This window comes from Vibrio sinus (genome assembly GCF_023634645.1).
In the GTDB taxonomy this organism is placed as follows: Bacteria; Pseudomonadota; Gammaproteobacteria; order Enterobacterales; family Vibrionaceae; genus Vibrio; species Vibrio sinus.
Window position 1 is genome coordinate 39,973 of the sequence record NZ_JAMKMR010000020.1, and the last position, 21,401, is coordinate 61,373.

Genomic DNA, 21,401 nt, shown 5'->3' on the forward strand with positions numbered 1-21,401 from the left:
TTCCCCCTTCATGGGAATAAATTATTCCATTGATTTTTATTGTTGATTGTCGACGTCGTGTTCTATTTGGTGGAAAACCAGTGCAGCACTAATGACGCTGGGCAGTTGGCTAATGTTGTCGATAAGATCGGTAACAAAACCTTCGTTGCTCGTCTCAAGTACGACGACCACTTTTCCTTCTTTACTTTGGCCAAACACTTTGGCTCCCTCTAGTGTCTCGATTTGTTGTATGACTAGGTCTAGGTCTTGTGGGATCGCGTGGACGACCAAGCTAGAGATGTGAATTTCATTACATGTCGACATAGGCACCTCCATCTTTGGGCGTGACTTTTATCCTTATTGATGATGTCGGGCATACGTTGACACAAGCGCCGCATCCCGTGCATTGTTCAGTGTTGATAGCAGGTATTGCAGCGTGGGAACGTTGCAATGTGAATTGAATCGCTAGTGGTTCGCAATTGTCGTTACAACTTCGGCATTCTATGTTTTGTACTGCTAAACAGTGTTGATCAATGACGGCTTTGACATTCCAAGGTGTAGATTGTTCGGGCATGAATAATGGCTCAGGGCAGACTTCAGCACACTGGTAACAAAAAGTGCACTCACCGGAAGAGAAGTCAATAGTAGGGAAGCCACCGGAGCCTTGCTCTATTACGTTCGTTGGGCAGTTTTCAATACACAAACCACATTGGGTGCAGTTATCAGTAAACGCTGCTGGCTTCTTTAACCAAGGGAGGCGCTGCGGCTGTTCAACATTGCAGAAACTCCCAGACAATAAGTTTCTCCTAGAATAATTCACCACTTTGTGCCTCGTTGAGGATAAAGATAATACATACACAAAGTGTAGTGTTATATGATGGGCCTTAAATAACCCTAAAGTGGTAAATAGATACTAAGATTGTTTTAGATCAAAAATGGTAAACGAACTCGGTCACATATTTAGTAATCTAATTTACGTTACTATGTAGTCACAACAAGGTAGTCACAACAAGCGTGTGTTGAACAAAGGCTAGGAGAGCACATTGAGCAAGGTTAAGCGATCGGCGACTAAAACAATCGCAATATCAATGAGCATTGTAGTGATCTTGTCGCTACTGATTACTAGCTTCTCAATGATCACCTTGCTCACCAGCGTTAATGATGCTGAAGCGGTCAACGTTGCTGGCTCAATGAGAATGCAAAGCTACCGCTTAGCGCATGATATCCATACCAACTCAGCCGACTTCTCCAACCACGTCGCATTGTTAGATAAATCGTTTCACTCGCCGGCCATGCAGGCACTAGATAGCTGGCTAATCCCCAAACGTATCCAAGAAGATTATTTGGCATTGCTTAATCACTGGAATAAGGTAAAGCAGACCTTGAACGGTCAGGAACCACAACTCTTTATTCAAAGCATGCCTTTGTTTGTCAGCCAAATTGACGGGTTTGTATTCCACATTCAACAAATGTCAGAAAGTATGCTAACGCGGCTTGCTTGGATTGGTGGGTTTGGTCTCACTGGGATTGTTGCGCTTAGTGTTTATGTTGTGTTGTTTGTTAGGCGGGAAATGATTGGACCGCTAGCTTCTTTGCTGGTTGCAAGTGAGAAGGTACAAAAGCACCAGTTTGACATTCAACTTGATGACTCCAGCAAAAGTGAAATGGGTGTGGTGGCTAAAACGTTTAACAGGATGGCTTACGAGATTGGCAGTCAGTACGACATGCTAGAGAAAAAGGTTAACGAGAAAACCAATAAACTGCGCAAAGTTAATCGTTCATTGGAGCTGCTTTATGACGCCGCTCAACAATTGAACACCTCCCGTATCGACCTTGATAACCTCGACCATATCTTAAACAACATGGTTTCTGTTGATGGTATACATGCGGTTCGTTTACAGATTGAAGAGCCTCATGAAAACAGTCATATAGTTCAATCTGGTGAGCTGGCGAATGGGGTAACAAAGGAGTACAAATTATACTTGGAGGGAGAAGACTTAGGTTATTTATATTTTGCCTTTGAAGTGCACAAACCAGAGCAGGCGATCGTAGATAGTTTTGTTCAGCTATTATCAAGAGCTTTGTTTTACTATCGTTCACAAAGAGAGCTTGAAAAGCTGATACTTATGGAAGAAAGAGCGACCATTGCAAGAGAGTTACACGACTCACTTGCACAATCGCTTTCGTACTTGAAGATTCAGGTATCAAGAATGAAGCGATCGATCAATCAACTTCCAGATTGTGATAAGAACCAGCGTGACTATGCCAAACTCAATGATGTGACTAGTGAGTTAGAAGTCGGTCTGTCTTCTGCATATACCCAGCTTAGAGAGCTTCTATCGACGTTTAGACTTAGCTTAAAAGAAGGGAGCTTAGGTCATGCGCTGACAGAGATTGTCAATGAACTCAGTCAGCAAACAAGTGCCGTCATCCATACCAATTATCAATTATCCAGCTTAACTCTAACAACAAATCAGCAAGTTCACGTACTGCAGTTGATACGAGAGGCGGTGGTAAACGCCATTAAGCATGCCAATCCAGAACACATTCAGATAGAGTGTCAAGAAAGCCTTTCACATATGATGATATCAGTAATCGATGATGGTATTGGATTTGATCCGAGAATTGAAAAAAACAATCATTATGGGTTAAGTATAATGCAAGAACGAGCGCAAAGGCTCAATGGTTCGCTGGTAGTGAGTTCGTTGAAGGGACGAGGGAGTGAAGTGACTCTTCAGTACCCAAAGGAAAATACAGAATGATAGACAAGGAAAAGTTACATTGTCGCGTATTGCTGGTGGACGACCATCCTTTAATGCGCAAAGGGTTGTCTCAGCTGCTTGAAGAGGAGCCAAGATTTGAGGTTGTCGGCAGTGTAGGGAATGGTTTAGACGCAATAGCAGAAGCGAATGAGCTGTTGCCTGACCTTATTGTTCTAGATCTAAATATGAAGGGGATGTCGGGGGTAGATACGTTACGTGCGCTTCGGTCTGAAGGTTCAAAAGCTGCAATCGTTGTATTAACCGTTTCCGACAACGCCTTTGATATTGAAGCGGCGTTAGAGGTGGGCGCTGATGGTTATTTATTGAAAGATACAGAGCCAGATCGTCTGATTCAACAAATGCACGAAGTGCTAGATGGTAAGAAAGTATACAGTGAAATTGTACAGAAGCAGCTTGAAAAAATGGCTGGGGAAAAGTCAATTTTTGACCAACTAACGCAACGCGAGGTACAGATTTTACGACATGTTGCGCAAGGGCATAGGAATAAACAAATTGCCGAAATATTGTATATTTCCGAAGCAACGGTGAAGGTGCATATGAAAAGCTTGCTTAAAAAGTTGAATGTGCCCTCTAGAACTGCAGCCACTATCTTGTATTTAGAGCAAAGTGGAGAGGTTAGCTGAGCTGAATTACAGCGTACAGTTGCAAATACTTTCTCACTAACTGTTTGTTTTTAGAATGTTTAATAGGGTGAGTGTATTTGATGTAATAGGGGCTGAGTTGGTAGTGTTCGTCGAGTGTTTGAGATAGTAGCGACTTGCTGGTGAACAAGTTAATGCCTTGAGCACTGTACTCATCAATTTCATCCGGTAGCTGTCCTGTCCACCAATGCAGTAATTCTCGGCTTTGTTTACTGCGACTTATCCAGTGATCGGAAAGTAGTAAGAGTAAATCATTGGGTTGAATTGCATAGCCATATTCTTGTTTCCATATGCCAACCTGGTCTAGTAATTTCTCTCGGCAAGGATTGCCTGCGCTGGTCATATGGGAAGTAATAATCCAAACTGTCCCGACTTCCGAACTTACCCTAAAATGCGTTGACGGCTCTTTCTCTATTTCATGTTCTAACGCACTATAATTAAATTGATGACCAAAGTTATTTAACGTACTGGAAAGTCGCCTGGAAAAAGCAACGCCTAAATGGTTACCGCTGATGCCTTGGTTATGGATAGTGGGGTAGTGTTTCTCGCAAAGTGCCATACAGTCACTTTGGAAGTCGTTAACACTTTGAATTAAAACATCAAGTAGCACCTGAGTTTGCTCCGAAGAATTTCACCTTTAAATACTCTTAAAAGCCTAACACAGAAATTACATTGATGATTTTTATTTAGAAGCTACGTGATCTACTTTGAGTGAATGTGTTTAAAACGGAGCTTACCCACTATGTAATTTTTCTCTTAGTTTAAGAGCTAGATCTTACATATTAAGAGCATGTCTTTTTTTCTTTTCACTGTTTTTAAATGAAACTTTGTTCTTGTGTGCAATTTTTGCGTTATATCTTCATCTCCTTCAAATAATTCGATTAAATTGATCAAATTCACCGTGTTTTCATTGGATGATTAGAAGTAAATAATTTGTTACAGGACGGAGCTACTAGCTGGCTTCGATGGAGTGTAATCTCATATCGTACGCATGGAACAAAAATGAAGGATAAACATATGGAATCCGTCACTAACTACAATCTATCGACTCGAATTCTGCATTGGTTATCCGCCATCATCATCATTGGCATGTTTGTCGTTGGTTTGTGGATGGTCGATCTTTCTTATTATAGTCAATGGTATAACTTTGCTCCCCACTGGCATAAGTCGGTAGGGATCCTTTTCTTATTTCTTACAGTATTTCGATTTTTTTGGAAGTCGGTGACAGCGTCACCGAAGGTTGAAGGGAAGCCGATAGAAATAGTGTTGGCGAAAATTGCCCATTTAGTTATGTATCTGCTGCTGTTTGTGGTGTTTGTTTCGGGTTATTTAATCTCAACGGCTGATGGTCGTGGAATTGATGTATTTGATTGGTTCACCATACCTGGAGCTGGAGCGTTATTTAACCAGCAAGCCGATATAGCAGGAGATATTCACTTATACAGTGCGGTTGTTTTGATAAGCCTTGCTGCTCTACATGCTATTGCAGCGTTAAAACACCATTATATTAGTAAAGACAATACGTTACGGAAGATGATAGGAACTTCACGATGAGAAAACATATACTTGCAATGGGACTTGCTCTAGGGTTAAGCCTGCCTACGTTTGCTAACGCCGACAATTATGTCATTGATACTAAAGGTGCGCATGCGTCTGTGAACTTTAAAGTCAGTCACCTTGGGTACAGTTTTACGGTGGGAAGGTTTGATAAGTTTGAAGGCAAATTTACTTATGACCCAAAAGACATTGAAGCATCCAGTGTGGACGTTGTGGTAGACACAGACAGTGTAGACTCAAATCATGCAGAAAGGGATAAGCATATTAGAAGTGATGACTTTTTAGATGTGTCTAAATTCCCGAAAGCAACGTTTAAGAGCACCAAAATTATAGATAAGGGTGATGGCATGTTTGACATCGTCGGCGACTTAACACTTCACGGAGTGACTAAGCCAGTCACAATAGTGGCTTCCTTTATCGGTGCAGGCAAAGACCCATGGGGCGGACAACGCGCAGGTTTTTCCGGCTTAACGAAACTTGAGTTGGCTGACTTCGGTATTCCGGTCATGGGGGCCTCAAGCTACGTGGACATGGAACTCTACGTTGAAGGCGTGAAACAGTAAGCAAAAAGCCAGTATGCTGGTCATGAACGGAAATACTTAACAAATCCGCTAAGTATTTCCGTTAGCCATAGTAATTACGCGCCTTAGTATCCAGCGAAGCTCTACAGGGATAATCCCTACACCTTGTTCCTCACAATAAGTCACAATCGCAAGCGCTAAATCTGGTTTAGCGTATTTTTTTAGTACCCGGGTGACCACCTTTTTGGCGGGTATTGGGTGATCGAGTGGTATTCGTATCATTTCTTTAAAGAAGGGCTCAAAACCGTGAGAATACAGAAAATGCTCGATATCTCTATCCGGTAGTTCAGTGAGCCTATGATTTTCTGTATCGCCGTCTAGTTGCCCGCGAACGGAAGCCGCGTACTTCTTGCCAGCTGCATCCCCATCCGTAACTACATGCCAATCAATGCCAAACGCTTTTGCGACCTTAACTAACGATTTCAACCCTGATTGAGCAAACTCAATAATTTGTACGCCTTCTGCCGCTAGGTTGTAGCCACATTGATTAGCTAGCTCGTTAAACAACCATACTTCGGTTTCTCCTTCCACTAGCAGCCAGCAGCGTGCAAACAACGCCGCCGAACGATGGAATCGAATATGGAAGCCGATACGGCGAAGCTCATCCTTGTTTAATCCTTTAACTGGGATGGAGCGGGCAATCGTTTTGTCTGAGTGGCGAATAAGCCGTCGAATGGTCGCCAGAGGAACTTGAGCTAACAGTTCCGAACTATTCGTAGTCAGCACTTTTTGCATAGGAAGAAGTTGTAATAAGCTCCATGCTCTCGCTAAATGCGTAGGGTGAAGTCGACTCTCCGGGTCTTCGAGTATTAAGAGAGGTCTAGCACAGCGTCGCAGCTCTGTTGGTCCTTTTGCTTGAAGATAAGCGTTGAGAAGCCCCATTAACAGCAGTTGCGTTTGCTTGCTTTTGGTTTCTTCGACGACTTCCGATAGGCTCTTTTCATTGTGAGTTGAGGAGTAAAAAAGGCCATCTCTTTGCTTTCTTGGGTTTTTTCGCTGTGGGCTTTTATAAGAAAAATAATGCTCAATCAAGCTATTCATTGAACTTAAGCTACTACGCATTTCTCCTTTATTAACATGGCCGGGAATAGCCAGCAATCTTCGGCAAGTGTTGTTAATCCGCTTTTCAATACGTGCATTGCCACCATTGTTACCATTTGGTTGCCGCTCAAAGCGCCTGGAGTCTTTTAGACGAATAACAGGGTGAAGAGTGGTAAGTTCATAGGCGAACTTCTCTGAGTGATGAATGGGCAAAGGAGATCCGTTGGCATTAAGGAACGCGTATTTTGTAGTAACGTTGTATCCATCACGACTGGCACTAATACGGTAATATATTTTGTTGGTACCTGTTGCATCCTCTATCCAGATGGGCTTAATTTTCCTGTAACGTCCCGAATTAAGCTCTTTTTTATCTGACGCGACAAGACTAAGGATGATTTGTAAGTGTTGGGTCTGTGGGTGAGAAATGGAATAGTCGACATGAAAGTCGCTCATTTCGAATTGATAAAGATCCCCTTCAGCTGGCAGGACGATAGATAGAGCATCCAATAGCGAGGATTTACCCCAAGTGTTTTCCCCGATAAGGGTCGTTAAATCGTCGAACGCAAGAGAAAGGCGCTTGATTCCTCTAAAACCAGATATCTCGATTCGTTCTAACCGCATAGAGTCAACTCCTAATCTTCTACAAAAGTGTAAATCTTCTCCTAACTATTTGTTTGCACATTATAAGCATAATGCAAAATGACGGGTTTGTAGCTGAGTTAACTCACGCTTACCGAGTCATCATGGTTCTGTCACACTTTATGTGCTAGTGTATTGAAGATGAATAGAGAATATAAAAACAACGAGATAACTAATAAGCTGCTTAAGCTTACAATAGCGCACGTCAATGACACCCACTCTTACTTCGAACCTACTTCGCTACAACTCACTCTTAAACAAGGTGAGCAAATATTACGCCCGTACGTCAGTGCCGGTGGTTTTGCCAGAATAGCAACACGAATTCACCAGCTGAGAAGCGATGCGCAAAGAATGCGTCGAGGCTTTCTGTTTTTGCATGCTGGGGACTGTTTCCAAGGCACACTTTACTTTTCATTGTTTAAAGGGACAGCAAATGCTGACATGCTCAATGAGCTTCAGCTTGATGCAATGGTACTTGGAAATCATGAGCTAGATATGGGGAATGCGCCAGTTGCGGCATTTGTTCGCAAGATAAACTTCCCATTTTTGGCAGGAAACTGGGATTTATCCAAAGAGGATTTAACCAAGCATAATACACTCAGTACGGAATCCAATGTTTTGTCCTATGTGCCATCAACTCAAAGCGCTCAATGGCTATGCAAATGGGTAGGTGATGAACCGGTTGCTATATTTGGTGTGTCGATAGACAAAATGGCGGCGATAGCAAATCCAGATCTAGATACGCCATTTGCTAACGCAATTGAAACGGTAAAAAACACCATCAGTGATATCAGATCAAACGGTATTAATAAGATCATTTTGCTTAGTCATTTGGGATATGAAGAAGACAAGCAACTGGCTAGCCAAGTGTCAGGCTTGAGCCTAATCATTGGTGGCCACAGCCACACATTACAAGGTGACTTTTCTTCTATTGGCTTAGGAAAACAAGATCACTACGGAGTCGTTGTGAACGATATCCGTATCGTTCAGTCAGGATGTAATGCATTATCTTTAGGCCATTGTGACATTGAGTTTGATGCACAGGGCCGCGTCATCTCTTTTTCTGGAAGAAATGAACTGTTACTCGGTCGTCGACTGTTTTTAAACGCCAGCATGGATCAAGTGGGAGACGATGACGCGCATATTGCAGCGTGTGATTTCTTAGGTCGTCACCCGAATGTTGTCGTATGCAAAAAAGACCCGCAAGTGCAAAGTATGTTACTTGATAAGTACGTTCCACGGGTCAGAGCCTTGCAGAAAAAGGTGATTGCTAACGTTGATAGAAACCTTCGCCATGTCCGCCTGCCTGACGAAAAAGGTGGCAGCGAAATTGCGCCGTTGGTGGCTCATTCGTTTTATTACATGTTGAATAAGAATGGTCAGTCAGTTGAGTTCGTGATACACAATGCTGGCGGGGTGCGGACGTCACTTAATGCTGGAGAGTTATCTGTAGCCGATGTCGCTGGCAAGCTTTTGCCCTTTGCTGTCCCTGTCGGCTGCTATCGAGTGACTGGTGAAGTCATTGCTTTAATCATTGAAGGTGCAATAAACAATGCCACTAACAACGGTGTTAATGGTACAGGTACAGGCTCCTATCCATATACGTACAACTTAAAATACCGCTACATGGCGGAAAACCTGCTCGGTAGCCGGGTGGAAGAGCTTCAAATATTTACTCCAGAGCTTGGCTGGCAACCTGTTGAAAAAACGAAAATCTACACGGGGAGCTCGTCTGCATACTCTATGAAGGGGAAAGAAGGGTACCAAGCGATTTTACAGATGCAAGGTGAGGGATTTGTTTCTCAGTACTCGATGGCAGATTGTTTTACTGAGCTTTTAACCGATCACCCCGAAGTCATCAGCCATTTTGATGCGAACCAATCATTAAAACGCCACTGGCACAAAGGTTGCTAACTTTTTCCTATAACGCCCGGCTTCGCTTTAAGGGGTTTCAAATGGGAAGAGACTATGTGGGATAAAGATTGGATGGATTTTATGCTCGTTGCAGCATGGATCGGTGTGTGGTCGGCATTGGTGTATTTTTTACCAATAGTTGGTGTATAGATATGCTAGGGCGTGTTTACCTTTTGAGGCTAAATTTTGTTCGAATTCTAAGCCTTTTAATCGCGGCGCAGGCTAAGTAGCTTAGTTATTCTAAGTAATTAGCCTGTAACAAAGAGTAAAAGGCTTAGAATCGAAGCCTTCGGGCAACGCCTTGGCGTAACTTTCTGCGTTGTTAGCGTTTATTTGTGTAGATGGCTACACGGCATAAACACTGCCTAGCATAAAATAACGCCAAGGCGCTGCAAAAATAGTCGCAAAAGGTAAACACGCCCTAAATTACAACAATGCTTAAAGAATATAATTTGTTGACCTCAAATAGTAGACACGCCTTAAGAATCAATATACTATCGAGACGTTTTGGGGAGTAGTCGCCTAGAGCATACTTATCGTCATCTCGTTAAGCAAAGCTTATCCGGTAAGTATGGGTATTAGTTCCAGTTGCTAATACTTCGACGAGACCAACGCAACTTAAGTGATAGCTTTCAGCATTTACGCTGAAGGTTAGCGATTTTTGTTTGCGGAAGGTTTCGTCAGGGGCAAGATTTGCCGATCCTTCCGCATTTGGAGGATTTATGACCCCTAGTATGTATTCTTTGTTCTTCGCCTTTACCGTTCTTCTTGTCCTCGTTGATATTTGGCAGACTCGCAATGGCCAAATCACGATTAAAAAAGCCGCTCTTTGGAGCATCTTTTGGTTCTTACTCGCTTTCGCATTTGCGGTATTTATTTATTATTTTTGGGCTGAAATCGACCCAGCGAGTACATATACTGCACCTCAGGCCAGTACAGCCTTTATTACGGGCTATTTGCTAGAGAAATCCCTCAGCGTCGATAACTTATTTGTGTTTGCCATCATATTTAGCCAGTATTCGGTGCCTAATGAACTTCGGCCTCGAGCGCTGCTGTTAGGTGTTATTGGTGCTTTGATACTTAGAGGGGTATTGATCGTTGTTGGTGTCCACTTGCTTGATCAATTCCAATGGCTGTTCTACGTATTTGCAGCGTTCTTAGTGTGGACAGGAATACACCTTGCGATAGATAAAAGTGACGATGAGCTCAACCCTTGGCCTGAAAAGCTGATTAGAAAACTAACTTCGGTATCCGACACATACCAGGGAACTAAATTGGTGACACGCGTTAATGGGCGAAGATTCATCACTCCGTTTGCGATTGTCCTTGTGGTTATTGCTTTCACAGATGTGCTTTTTGCTCTTGATTCTATCCCTGCGATATTTGCTGTGACGCATCAGCCGTTTTTGGTGTTGGCGGCTAATGTATTCGCTTTACTGGGGTTGCGTTCACTGTACTTTGTACTTCAAGGGATGATTGATAAGTTTATCTACCTCAAACCAGCATTGTCGTTCATCATGGTATTTATCGGGGTGAAAATGGCTCTTGTGCATACATCGTGGGCGATTCCAACACCTGTATCTCTGACGGTATTATTGGTGACCATGTCAATCGCAGTGATACTTTCAGTGTTTGCGGATAAACGTAAAGGTTTGAATAAAAACGAGATAATGCAAAAAAATTAGTAATTTTATGAGCGTGTGCATTGAAATTATTAGTGTGACAAATGTCTCATGTTGAGTTTTTGTGAACAATAACATAGGCGATGAGTGAGAGGGAGTTAATATGCGATATCTTAGACTAAATATGCGTAAATTTTGTCTTATTTGCATAATTAACTCTCAGGTTGTTAAGGGTTTGTTTCATTAGAAAAACTAATTAAAAAAATCAAAATATGTCATTGTATATCGTATGTGATCTTTTTTATTATGCGCGGGAAATCTGAATCACAACCATCTGAGAGGCGCATATGGCACACGCAATTAACGTAGAAACTGTTGCATCAAGTGACATGGGTAAAAAAGGCTACTCGGTTGATTTTAAAGGACTACTTAAGCATCTATTGGATGTGCTCTTTACTGAGAGCAAGACGGCTCACTGCTATAATGTAAGTGAATTGTCTGGCCATATGCAAAGAGATATTGGTATCAACCGATAGTGGTACTTAAACCACATTAATTTGAAAGACAAGATTCGATAAAAACCAGCTTTATAAGGCTGGTTTTTTTATTGCCAAAAAAGCGCCGCTTTTAAAAAGCGGCGTTGTCATGTTACATGGGGGAAGGGGGATATTAAGTCGAGTTTGTTTACTTAATATTGCAACATGGACAGTAAGTAAGGTAAACAATATGTTTCACAATTATTTAACGATAAATTAACTAATTGTTGTAGTGTTAATTTTGTAATCAATGATTCTATTAATGGTTCGGTTTATTTCTTTGAATTACATAGGGATATACTAATATTCATGTCATTTTTTGACCTGGTGTCTTTTCAGTAGCTCCGTCGCGAAGTTGTCATTTAAAAACTATACTTGGGTATACGCTTTTTTCATACAGTTTGAATTGCGTTGGAGGAGAACGTTATGACAATTGCAGCAAGAGTCACCCGATATCTGGATCGCGAGGATATTGATTACGACGTCATCTCTCATTATCAGAGTACCAGTTCAATTGACAGTGCCTTTGCATCCAAAATTCCATTGAGCCAGCTGGCCAAAGCAGTGATTCTAGAGGATCACCAAGGTCACCGATTGATGGCTGTACTACCTGCCGACAAGAAAATAAGTTTTTCAGTGTTGAATGATAATTTTAACGCGAAATATGACTTGGTAAGAGAGCCGATGGTTTACCGACTATTTTGGGATTGTGAGAAAGGCGCTGTTCCACCGTTGGGTGAACCCTATAACATGATGGTTGCATGCGATGAACTTCTGGATAATTTAGACAAGGTCTACCTAGAAGCAGGTGATCACGAAACCTTAATCTGTTTGGATAAGTATACTTTTCAAAATATCATGTCTAATGCAAGACACTTGCGTTTTGGAAAGCAGATATACCATTGATTCGTTTGTAACATCATGTTTAGTATGAATAAGGCGCAGAGATTGCGCCTTATTCTATTTCACCTACGTTTAGGAATGAGGGCCCAAACTCAGCCGCCTACTTTTTACGGCAATACTTGGCGATAACAAACATAGCTTGGCCATTGGCTTTTCCTTGTATGTGCGTCGGGTCGTTTGGCGTTAGGCTAATTCCACGTATGACCGTCCCTTGTTTGATGACTTGCGAACTCCCTTTAATCGGAAGATCCTTAATCACCGTGACGTCGTCACCTTTCTTTAGCTCTACGCCATTACAATCGAGTGGCTTGTCGTCGTCTGACATGCCAATCATAGCCCAATTTAGCTGCTCTGGTTCAATATACATCATTTCGAGCAAGTCTTGTGCCCAGCTTTCCGAGTTTAAACGTGTGAGTTGTCGCCAAGCCACGACTTGTACCGGAGGTACTTGACTCCACATGCTGTCACTAAGGCATCGCCAGTGATTGATATCTTTAGGGGAGTCAACCTCAGATAAACACTTTTCGCAGATCAAGATGGCATGATCAACCGTGAGCTGGCTGTGAGGTGGTACAACATAAGTTGAAAGGTGAGTCTGACTAGAGCAGAGCTCACAGGTTGATTGGCTGCGTTCATGAAGCGAAGCTTCGATAGACATAAAAATTACTCGCGGATATGGGACAAAACGCGTGTATTATGGCGTTCTAACCGCATTGAAGTAAAGAAATGGAGCATGATAAATGGCGATTTGGAAACGTGATATGAGCTTAGAAGTGTTAAATCACACGTCAAAAGACACCTTAGTTGAGCACTTAAACATCAAATACACGAGCTTTGATGACTTTTCAATATCAGCGACAATGCCAGTTTGTTCGTTTACACATCAACCATTGGGTATGTTGCATGGTGGAGCCTCTGTGGTGTTGGCGGAAACGCTAGGCTCGATAGCGGCAAATTTTTGTGTTGAAGAAGGTTCATATTGTGTGGGGCTAGATATCAATGCCAATCATATTCGTTCAATGAGGCGTGGAGTGGTAACCGGAGTCGCCGAACCACTGCATTTGGGAGTCACCACTCAAGTCTGGCAGATTCAAATTAAAGATGAAAGAGAACGTTTAGTTTGTACTAGTCGCCTTACGGTTGCGGTCAAAAGAAAATAATTGAGGTTATATCTGTGGTTATTCAATATTCAGGTGGGAAAATCATCGTGACCCCTTTTGAGATAGTAGTAAAAGAAAACAGCACAAGTATGGTGACCATGCAGGCTAGCTCGGATGCGGTTACTTTAATAGGTAATGGTGCAAATGTGATTACCGCGAATACAGGGGAGGTAAAGTGGTCAATTAAGTTGGACTCTCAGCATCAATTACAGGAAGTAGCGCAACAAATAGGATGTGAAATTCGCTAAATAAGTACTAGGTACGCTAAAATGGGGAAACGAATGTTGAGTAGACTTTGGATGATATTTCCCCTTTATGGTTAGTTCTAGACTTAGAGTTCAGTTTGAAAAGCTGTTTGAACATTATGGTGGTGAAAACAGTGAAGTACAACTGGATGAAATTACTGAAGTTTTGTTTTGTACACGGCGAAATGCACGTATCGTCTTAAATAAGTTGGAAGAAGAAGGCTGGATAGAGTGGCGACCCACTCCAGGTCGAGGAAAACTATCTCAACTCATTTTTCAACGAAGTCGAGGTGACATCAGTGAGTCGCTCGCTAAGAGTTACTTAGAAGAAGGGAAAATCGAGCAGGCATTGGGCGTACTGGGTCATGACACGGTAAAACTGTCGCAGGTTGTTGAAGGTTATCTGGGTTTACAGCAGCAAGCCGGTGAACAGGTTATTCGATTGCCCTACTATCGTCCGCTTTCTATGCTTAATCCGTTAAAGCCTATGCGCCGCTCAGAACTTCATATTGCGAGGCAAATCTTCAGTGGGCTGATACGACTGGATGAAAACGAGTCGGTACAGCCCGATCTCGCTCATGCTTGGGAAGCAATCTCAGACTGCCAATGGCGTTTTTATATTAGACCTGGCGTGAGATTCCATAATGGCGATCAACTCACGATTCAGAATATATTGGATAGCTTATCAGAACTAAGAAAAACCGATCTTTTTAGCCACATTGTTAAGCTGGAATCTCCAGCTAAATGGGTTGTGGATATCCACTTAGATCAACCAGATGTTCAGCTGCCACTGCTACTCACTGAGTCTTGCGCAAAAATATTGCCAGAGTCAGCTTCAAGACCTGAGGAATTCGATAGATTACCCATTGGGACGGGCCCATATCGAGTATTGCAAAACGACAATAAGCGATTGGTACTCCAAGCTAACGATAACTATTTTGGCTTTAGGCCGTTACTGGATAAAGTGGAGGTGTGGGTTATTGATAAAGTTCACTCATCCATTATTTTTCCAAGCTTAACTAAACCTAAAAAAGGAACGATGACTGAAGGGGTAGAGCTTGACCCAGGATGCACTTACCTTTTGTTAAACAGAAAAAATGGATTGGCAAAATGCGAAGTGTGGGCATCTTATTTTTTAAACAAGCTCAACTCATTGAATCTATTCAGCCATATATCGCCGTCACAAATTACGGAACTAGGAATATTACCGGCTCACGGTGTGAAGCCCGGTTGGTATCACCACTCTCAAGCGGACAGTGGCGTAGAACCGCCAGAAGTGGATAAGATAAAAATCGCGTATTACTCTCAACACCCGATGTTTCCAGCTATAGCGCAAAGCATACAAAAAATATTGAAATCAGACGGTTTGACTGTTGAACTGATTAAATATGACATGGAACTACCTCACAGCGAGCAAGTGGACATATGGATCAAACCTATGGGTATCACCACTCATAGAGAAGATGCGCTCGCCGGGTGGTTGCTCAACTCCAGCGATATTAAAGCGTTCAGCATAGAAAAAGATTACCAAGTTTGGAGATCTTTAATTGATGAGTGGCGCTCTGGTACGAGAAAAGATTTCCCTAGTCAGATGTTAGGAAAATCCTTGGTCGAAAAAAAACAAATGATACCGATGTTTCATTGTTGGCTCGGAGTAAGTAAAGACCATTGTGGGTCTATACAAAATGCAAAGTGTAACGCATTAGGTTGGTTTGATTTTAGTCAAGTATGGTTAAAGCCCGATTAGCAAATAAGAAACAACATGCCTATTAATTGGTAATGATTCAGTGACTTAACAATTCACAATTTGATCTGTATCGACAAATTCGTAATTCGATCAATAAAAGCTATTAACTAAAAACGAAACTGTTACTATAGGCGCCACTTAATTTACGTTTACTTTTTGTCCAATTTTTTGAGGTGCTCCATGGGACTAGGTTTGACCATTCTTTTCATCGCTGCTTCTACACTTATGGTTAGAAAAGAGATGAAAAACTCAAAATAACAAATCTGTTTCAAACTACGTCCGCATCTCGAAGTCATTACGATAAAGGTGCTTACAGAATTGTTGGAAAGCCAGTGGTCAGCCGCTGGCTTTTTGTTTTTTATTGTAGAGCTAATTGTAGTAACTTGGGTATACGGTTCTTTCTTAATACCATAACGTGGAGTCGGTTTTGCCTAGCCCCATTACTTTAGAAGCATTGCATATATTAGATGCCATCGAACGGCGCGGTAGTTTTGCCGCCGCTGCCGTAGAATTAGAACGCGCGCCTTCATCTTTAAGCTATCAAATACAGAAGCTCGAACAAGATCTTGATTTAATTATTTTTGATCGCTCTGGTCACAAGGCTTCCTTTACTGATGCTGGCCGATTAATACTCAATCAAGGTAGGCAGATTCTCGCTGTAACCGATAATATGGTGACAGAAGCTACATTACTTGCCAATGGATGGGAGCCAGATCTGACCATCGCCTTTGACGGCATCATTACCGTTGATTCTTTTTTCCCCCTTGTTGAAGCTTTTAGTCAGGTAGGCAAAACAAGGATTAAACTGCAAGAAGAAGTCTTAGCAGGTTGCTGGGAGTCACTTCTTCAAGGTCGGTCTGATTTACTCGTATGCCCTAAGATTAAAGCTACGCCGCCCGAGGTAAAGTCTGAGGTTATTGGTAAATTTTCAATGGTTTGGGTCGCATCTTCTAGTCACTATATTCACAATCGAAAGGGAGTATTTGATGAAGAGGCTCGTGAAAAATATCGTGTCATTGCGATTGCCGATACCGCTCGTGAACAAGCGGCATTAAGTGTCAATATCTTACAAAAACAACCCCGATTAACTGTGACAAGCTTTTACGCAAAAGTCGAAGCGTTAAAAGCAGGATTAGGAATTGGGACCTTGCCAAAGCAAGTCGCCATGCCGCTTGTTGATTCTGGAGATTTGAAATTGATTGAGGGTGGAGAAGAGCGGTCCGCTGATATTGTGGTTGCTTGGCGAAGAAATACTAGCGGAGAGGCCAAATCTTGGTGTATTCAGTATCTCAAAAATCAATGGAAAATTTAGCGTATATTAATTTTTCTTGAATGAGTTTTGTTCGAGTTATCAGCTTTGCTGTACGCGGCAAAAGCTAAGTAGCCGGCTCTGTCGGCTACTTTAAAGTCTAGCCATTAGTTCAACTTTAACGTCATGTCAGCAGTGCCATCTTCAAACTGAACATTTAATGTAAAACCTAGGCGTGAGGCGAGTTTGAGCATTCCCTGGTTACTTGGCATGGTTATCCCAATCAGTTTTTTTGTGCCTTTTTCGTTGCAGTACTGAATGATCTTTTCCATCAATATTTTACCCAAGCCATTTCGTTTAAGATCAGATCGAATCAAAATAGCAAACTCTGCCACCTCGTTATCAGGATCGATCAGCGCTCTCGATACCCCCAGAATCTGCTTTCCATCTCCTTCACCATGAACTGCAACAAACGCCATTTCTCGGTCATAATCGATTTGGGTTAATTTCGCCAATGCTTCATGATTCAACTCGCCCACTTCAGTAAAAAAGCGCTTATAAAGATCTTCTTTTGATACCCCTTTAACGAACGCAGAGTGCAGAGGTTCGTCTTCAGGTAAGACAGGCCTTAATAAGATAAGAGTGTTGTCTTTCAACTGAACTTTTTGCTCAAGTTCAACTGGATAGGGCCTGATGGCCAAGCGCTTTTGTGCTTCTCCTTGATAACTTCTAAGAGTGAGTCTCGCGTCTAAAATGGTGAACTTGTCTTCTTTTACCAATAGTGGGTGAATATCAAGCTCAAATACTTGTGGGCATGCAATCACCATTTGAGATAACCGAACCAGGAATTGAGACAGACCTTTTATATCAATAGGCTCAATGAGCTTCTTGTAACGAATTTTACCCGTCTTGATGGCTCGAATAATTAGATACCGCGCAAGGGTCGAATTGAGTGGGGGCAACGCGGCTTCAGCATCTCTTGATTCGTCCCACTCTGAGCCTCCTTGGCCTATCAGTATCACTGGGCCAAACACTTCGTCATTTTTTACTTTAACTCTTAGCTCTTCCCCGCCATTGGTTTCCGCCATACCTTGTATGACGAACCCTTCGATATTTGCACTTGGAAATACACGTTTTGCTCGTTGAAATATACCGCGGGACGCATTGGCCACTTCATCATCGTCTTGCAAATTCAGCATGACGCCATGCACGTCGGATTTGTGGGCAATTTCGGGAGAGCGTAGCTTAACTGCAACAGGGTAGCCGATATTGTTTGCCACCTTTAAGGACTCATCTACAGTCGATGCAACCCATGTCGGTAAGACGTTAAAACCTAAATGTTCTAAAAAATAGCCAATTTGGTGGGTCTCTAGGTGAACTGTGGGTTCAACTTGTAATTGTTGCTTTAACCACTTTATCGATTTATCGACCTCACTAGAGCTTATTTGTTGAGCTGTAGAAGGCGTTTCCATTAAATGTTTCTGATTTCTTCTATAATCTACCAAATGCATAAAAGCGGTCGATACACTTTCCGGGGTACGGTAAGTGGGAATGCCAGCGGCAGAAAACAAGTTTCTTGCTTGCTTGGCAGAATATTCACCGCACCAATTGGTCAAGATATTAAATCGTTGACGTTTAGGGTGATTTTTTATGAAATCAATCAACCTCCGAGCCGTCTCCACACCCGGTGCGATCGATGAAGGACTATGCATGATGACTATCGTATCGGTAATATCACTATTCATCACGGCGTTTAACGTTTGAATATAGCGTTGCGGATCGGAATCGCCCGCAATATCGATTGGGTTGGCCTTGCTCCAACTATAAGGTAAGAAGGAAGAAAGCTCGTGCAGAAGTGGTTCATCCAGTTTCGCCAACTTGCCCCCTAGCTCGGCAAGCGTATCTACGGCCATAATTGCTTGACCACCGCCATTAGTGATAAATGCGATACGTTCACCTCTCAAAGGCACCGAATGGGTTAGGGTCTCTACCGCAGCAAAAAGCTCATGTGTTGTCATAACTCGTAACATTCCCGCACGTCGGATTGCGGAGTCATAAACAATATCTAATGAATCTTCACCACCTGTGTGCAGTTTGACTGCTGCTTGACCCATTTTGGTTCTACCACTTTTCAGTACCAAAACTCGACGATTCCGGGAGGCAGCCCTTGCAGCCGAAAGAAATCGCCTTGCATCATAAATTGAGTCCACGTATAGCAAAATAGCGGTGGTTTTGGTCTCAGAGCTCAGCCAATCCAGCATATCGGCAAAGCTGATTTCATAAGCATTACCAAGAGAAATCACGGCAGAAAAACCGATTTGATTATCCTTTGCCCAATCTAGTATTGTGGTGCAAACCGCAGCGGACTGAGAAACAAATGCAATTTTGCCTTGTTCAGCTGGAATGGGCGAGAAAGAGGCATTAAGACGAATCCAAGGGAGCATGATACCTAAACTATTCGGTCCGAGTACTCGCATTTTGGCGCGTTTGGCAATGTCTAAGCACTTATCTTGCAAGGGTACGTTATCATCAGCGGTATTGCTGATATCTGCCGAAAGCACTATAACGACTTTACAGCCTTTTTTTGCTAATGCTTCGAAAAGCTTGATGTTGCGTTCTGCTTTGGTGCACAAAACCGCAATATCAGGCTCAAGTGGTAGCGCCGCAACTTTTGCATACGCCAATACGCCACAGACAGATTTGTACTTTGGTGATACTGGCATAATCACGCCGTCAAACCCGCCATGTAGCAGATTGTTCATTACGACGTTGCCTGGTCTGCCAGCTTTGGTTGAAGCGCCAATAACAGCCACAGATTTGGGTCTAAAAAAGTGCTCTAAATTTTTCATTGTTTAAATCCGCAACGTGACTTCTTATGGTAGGGTATCAATTCAACTCTTTGTTTTGGTCAATTATTTATGTCCTTTGATCAATTAATCCTAGCAATGCTATTACTTTGTGTCTTAAGTCACAGTGTATCAACATAATATTAGTCAGGTGGGTTGATTATAGGCCATGCTAACGGCATGATTTACGGTAGGTTATATTTTCGGAGCATTTGAGATTTCATGAAGAAAACAGCGATAGTAGGAATGTCAGTACTTTTGTCAGCATGCTCGACAGGTTCGTATACAGTGGATGTTAGCTCAGAAAGTTATCGTGAAGCGTATCCAGTAGCTAAAGTAGATCAACCTGTTGTTTCACAAGATGGAACAATGAATGGTGTGACTGAAAAGAACATAATGACAGAGCCGCAAAAAATTGTGTCCAGCTCGAAAGATGCAATGGCCTCTCAAAAAGCCAAACCAGCAGTTGCCATTATACCTCCGACCGCGAAACAAGTCGCCAAGAACCCAAGGTTCGGGTACACCATCCAGGTAGTGGCAGTGGGTACACAAACCAAAGTGGACCAATTTGCACGCAAGTTACCCGCAGAAGGGCAACCAATTTGGGAAAACTACAAGGTAGTCAATGGCACTAAGTGGTATACGGTCTTATATGGAGACTATGCGACAAAAACGGAAGCAAGGCAGGCGATATCATCCTTGCCAGCAGAGTTTAGAAACTTAAAACCGTTTGTCAAAAGTATTGATACGATAAAAAATTCGGAATACCCAACACTCAACAAGCTAAACTAACAACGATAAAAAAGAGCTCAATCGAGCTCTTTTTTGTATACACTGCATACAAATTGGCTGCAGATGCATCGTATGGTTTGCTTATTGTGAGTTATCCGTCAAAAGCGTGGATTTTAAGGTGATATCGATTATCATAGGTAACCATTCCTAACGCTTCATCAAGGAAAGAGTTTTCATGACGACTAAGACAATTTTATTATTATGCGGAGGAGGCTCTGCTGAACATGAAGTCTCCTTAGTTTCTGCCAACTATGTGCAAGAGCAGTTAAATCTCACCGGTAAGTTTGACGTTATACGAGTAGAAATTCGTAAGACTGGTTGGTTTAATGACAACGAGCAGCTTTGTTATCTCGATACGAATACCGCGTCAATCAATTGCTCCACTTCTTCAAAAAAAATCGACTTTGTTATCCCGTGCATTCATGGCTATCCAGGGGAAACTGGGGACATCCAATCTATGCTAGAACTTGCGGGTATTCCGTACTTAGGGTGCGGCCCGGAAGCAAGCTCAAACAGTTTTAATAAAATAACTTCAAAGCTGTGGTACGACACACTTGGCATACCTAATACGCCATACCTATTTTTAAGCGATAACAATGAAAGCGCAATGCAAAATGCTGAAGATGCCTTCAAAAAATGGGGTAGTGTGTTTGTTAAAGCCGCACGGCAGGGGTCTTCAGTTGGTTGTTACAAGGTAACGCAACTTGACCAACTTGCTGGCTCGATTAGCGCTGCGTTTGAATACTCGGATCAAGTTTTAGTTGAAAAAGCGCTAACGCCTCGAGAGCTTGAGGTGGCGGCATATGAAATCGACGGAGAATTATTCATAACCAAACCAGGAGAAATTATCGCCCCTGAAGACGGATTCTATTCTTACGACGAAAAATACAGTGAAAGCAGTCACTCGATCACCGAAGTAGAAGCGCAGGGTCTCACTGAGGTTCAATTGTCGAGTATAAAAAGCCATGCACAAAAAGTGTTTAAGCACCTCAAACTGAGACATTTATCGCGAATAGATTTCTTCTTGCTAGACAGCGGTGAAATTTATCTCAATGAAGTGAATACCTTCCCTGGTATGACCCCAATTTCAATGTTTCCTAAGATGCTTATCAACAATGGTCACTTGTTCAGTGAATTCCTAGAATCATGCATATCCGATGGTTAGG

Annotated in this window: 20 protein-coding genes; 14 read left to right on the forward strand and 6 right to left on the reverse strand. The window is 42.4% G+C overall.

What is annotated here, in order from left to right; translation table 11 throughout:
- Nucleotides 1-36 precede the first annotated feature (36 nt).
- Both M9194_RS17410 and napF read right to left on the reverse strand, forming a co-directional pair.
- A complete protein-coding gene (locus tag M9194_RS17410) occupies nucleotides 37-303 on the reverse strand; it encodes a chaperone NapD (protein WP_250613966.1) in 267 nt (88 codons plus the stop codon).
- Nucleotides 290-802, reverse strand: coding sequence for a ferredoxin-type protein NapF (gene napF, locus M9194_RS17415; protein ID WP_250613967.1), 513 nt, complete (start codon nucleotides 800-802; stop codon nucleotides 290-292). The genes M9194_RS17410 and napF overlap by 14 nt, the downstream gene beginning before the upstream one ends.
- A gap of 220 nt (nucleotides 803-1,022) precedes the next feature.
- Between napF and narQ the strand changes: the two genes are divergently transcribed.
- Both narQ and M9194_RS17425 read left to right on the forward strand, forming a co-directional pair.
- On the forward strand, nucleotides 1,023-2,741 hold the full coding sequence (gene narQ, locus M9194_RS17420) for a nitrate/nitrite two-component system sensor histidine kinase NarQ (RefSeq protein WP_284676630.1): 1,719 nt from the start codon (nucleotides 1,023-1,025) through the stop codon (nucleotides 2,739-2,741).
- Nucleotides 2,738-3,385 (forward strand): response regulator, encoded by a 648-nt coding sequence (locus tag M9194_RS17425; protein WP_250613969.1) that lies wholly within the window; start codon nucleotides 2,738-2,740, stop codon nucleotides 3,383-3,385. Before narQ ends, M9194_RS17425 begins: the two co-directional genes overlap by 4 nt.
- On the opposite strand, the gene M9194_RS17430 is transcribed toward M9194_RS17425, so the two are convergent.
- Nucleotides 3,378-4,013 carry a hypothetical protein gene (locus M9194_RS17430; RefSeq protein ID WP_250613970.1) on the reverse strand — a complete coding sequence of 212 codons (636 nt, stop codon included), beginning with the start codon at nucleotides 4,011-4,013 and terminating at the stop codon, nucleotides 3,378-3,380. The two genes, M9194_RS17425 and M9194_RS17430, sit on opposite strands and share 8 nt — an antisense overlap.
- Before the next feature lie 392 nt (nucleotides 4,014-4,405).
- Here M9194_RS17430 and M9194_RS17435 point away from each other — a divergent pair, with 392 nt between their 5' ends.
- A complete protein-coding gene (locus M9194_RS17435) occupies nucleotides 4,406-4,957 on the forward strand; it encodes a cytochrome b (RefSeq protein ID WP_431769420.1) in 552 nt (183 codons plus the stop codon).
- Complete coding sequence (locus M9194_RS17440; RefSeq protein ID WP_250613971.1) at nucleotides 4,954-5,523, forward strand: YceI family protein; 570 nt, start codon at nucleotides 4,954-4,956, stop codon at nucleotides 5,521-5,523. The genes M9194_RS17435 and M9194_RS17440 overlap by 4 nt, the downstream gene beginning before the upstream one ends.
- A gap of 48 nt (nucleotides 5,524-5,571) precedes the next feature.
- Here M9194_RS17440 and M9194_RS17445 read toward each other — a convergent pair whose 3' ends face one another.
- On the reverse strand, nucleotides 5,572-7,203 hold the full coding sequence (locus tag M9194_RS17445) for an ATP-dependent endonuclease (protein ID WP_250613972.1): 1,632 nt from the start codon (nucleotides 7,201-7,203) through the stop codon (nucleotides 5,572-5,574).
- A 159-nt stretch (nucleotides 7,204-7,362) separates the two neighbouring features.
- Between M9194_RS17445 and M9194_RS17450 the strand changes: the two genes are divergently transcribed.
- From M9194_RS17450 to M9194_RS17465, 4 genes are all read left to right on the forward strand, one after another.
- Nucleotides 7,363-9,135, forward strand: a complete 1,773-nt coding sequence (locus M9194_RS17450) for a bifunctional metallophosphatase/5'-nucleotidase (RefSeq protein WP_250613973.1) — start codon at nucleotides 7,363-7,365, stop codon at nucleotides 9,133-9,135.
- Nucleotides 9,136-9,857: 722 nt separating this feature from the next.
- On the forward strand, nucleotides 9,858-10,820 hold the full coding sequence (locus M9194_RS17455; RefSeq protein WP_250613974.1) for a TerC/Alx family metal homeostasis membrane protein: 963 nt from the start codon (nucleotides 9,858-9,860) through the stop codon (nucleotides 10,818-10,820).
- Nucleotides 10,821-11,104: 284 nt separating this feature from the next.
- On the forward strand, nucleotides 11,105-11,293 hold the full coding sequence (locus tag M9194_RS17460; RefSeq protein WP_250613975.1) for a hypothetical protein: 189 nt from the start codon (nucleotides 11,105-11,107) through the stop codon (nucleotides 11,291-11,293).
- A 426-nt stretch (nucleotides 11,294-11,719) separates the two neighbouring features.
- On the forward strand, nucleotides 11,720-12,199 hold the full coding sequence (locus M9194_RS17465; RefSeq protein WP_250613976.1) for an aminoacyl-tRNA deacylase: 480 nt from the start codon (nucleotides 11,720-11,722) through the stop codon (nucleotides 12,197-12,199).
- A gap of 97 nt (nucleotides 12,200-12,296) precedes the next feature.
- On the opposite strand, the gene M9194_RS17470 is transcribed toward M9194_RS17465, so the two are convergent.
- On the reverse strand, nucleotides 12,297-12,854 hold the full coding sequence (locus M9194_RS17470; protein WP_250613977.1) for a PhnA domain-containing protein: 558 nt from the start codon (nucleotides 12,852-12,854) through the stop codon (nucleotides 12,297-12,299).
- Nucleotides 12,855-12,936: 82 nt separating this feature from the next.
- Here M9194_RS17470 and M9194_RS17475 point away from each other — a divergent pair, with 82 nt between their 5' ends.
- From M9194_RS17475 to M9194_RS17490, 4 genes are all read left to right on the forward strand, one after another.
- Entirely contained in the window at nucleotides 12,937-13,356 is a 420-nt protein-coding gene (locus M9194_RS17475) for a hotdog fold thioesterase (protein WP_250613978.1), read from the forward strand.
- Between the two features lie 14 nt (nucleotides 13,357-13,370).
- Nucleotides 13,371-13,604 carry a DUF3389 domain-containing protein gene (locus tag M9194_RS17480; RefSeq protein ID WP_250613979.1) on the forward strand — a complete coding sequence of 78 codons (234 nt, stop codon included), beginning with the start codon at nucleotides 13,371-13,373 and terminating at the stop codon, nucleotides 13,602-13,604.
- A gap of 67 nt (nucleotides 13,605-13,671) precedes the next feature.
- Nucleotides 13,672-15,348, forward strand: a complete 1,677-nt coding sequence (locus M9194_RS17485; protein ID WP_250613980.1) for an SgrR family transcriptional regulator — start codon at nucleotides 13,672-13,674, stop codon at nucleotides 15,346-15,348.
- Nucleotides 15,349-15,775: 427 nt separating this feature from the next.
- Nucleotides 15,776-16,660 carry a LysR substrate-binding domain-containing protein gene (locus tag M9194_RS17490; RefSeq protein WP_250613981.1) on the forward strand — a complete coding sequence of 295 codons (885 nt, stop codon included), beginning with the start codon at nucleotides 15,776-15,778 and terminating at the stop codon, nucleotides 16,658-16,660.
- 104 nt (nucleotides 16,661-16,764) lie between these two features.
- Here M9194_RS17490 and M9194_RS17495 read toward each other — a convergent pair whose 3' ends face one another.
- A complete protein-coding gene (locus tag M9194_RS17495) occupies nucleotides 16,765-19,446 on the reverse strand; it encodes a bifunctional acetate--CoA ligase family protein/GNAT family N-acetyltransferase (protein ID WP_250613982.1) in 2,682 nt (893 codons plus the stop codon).
- 219 nt (nucleotides 19,447-19,665) lie between these two features.
- Between M9194_RS17495 and M9194_RS17500 the strand changes: the two genes are divergently transcribed.
- Together M9194_RS17500 and M9194_RS17505 are read left to right on the forward strand one after the other, a co-directional pair.
- Complete coding sequence (locus M9194_RS17500; RefSeq protein WP_250613983.1) at nucleotides 19,666-20,235, forward strand: SPOR domain-containing protein; 570 nt, start codon at nucleotides 19,666-19,668, stop codon at nucleotides 20,233-20,235.
- A gap of 175 nt (nucleotides 20,236-20,410) precedes the next feature.
- The gene (locus tag M9194_RS17505; protein ID WP_250613984.1) at nucleotides 20,411-21,400 is read left to right on the forward strand and encodes a D-alanine--D-alanine ligase; all 990 of its coding nucleotides are present in this window, start codon (nucleotides 20,411-20,413) and stop codon (nucleotides 21,398-21,400) included.
- Nucleotide 21,401: the final 1 nt, after the last annotated feature.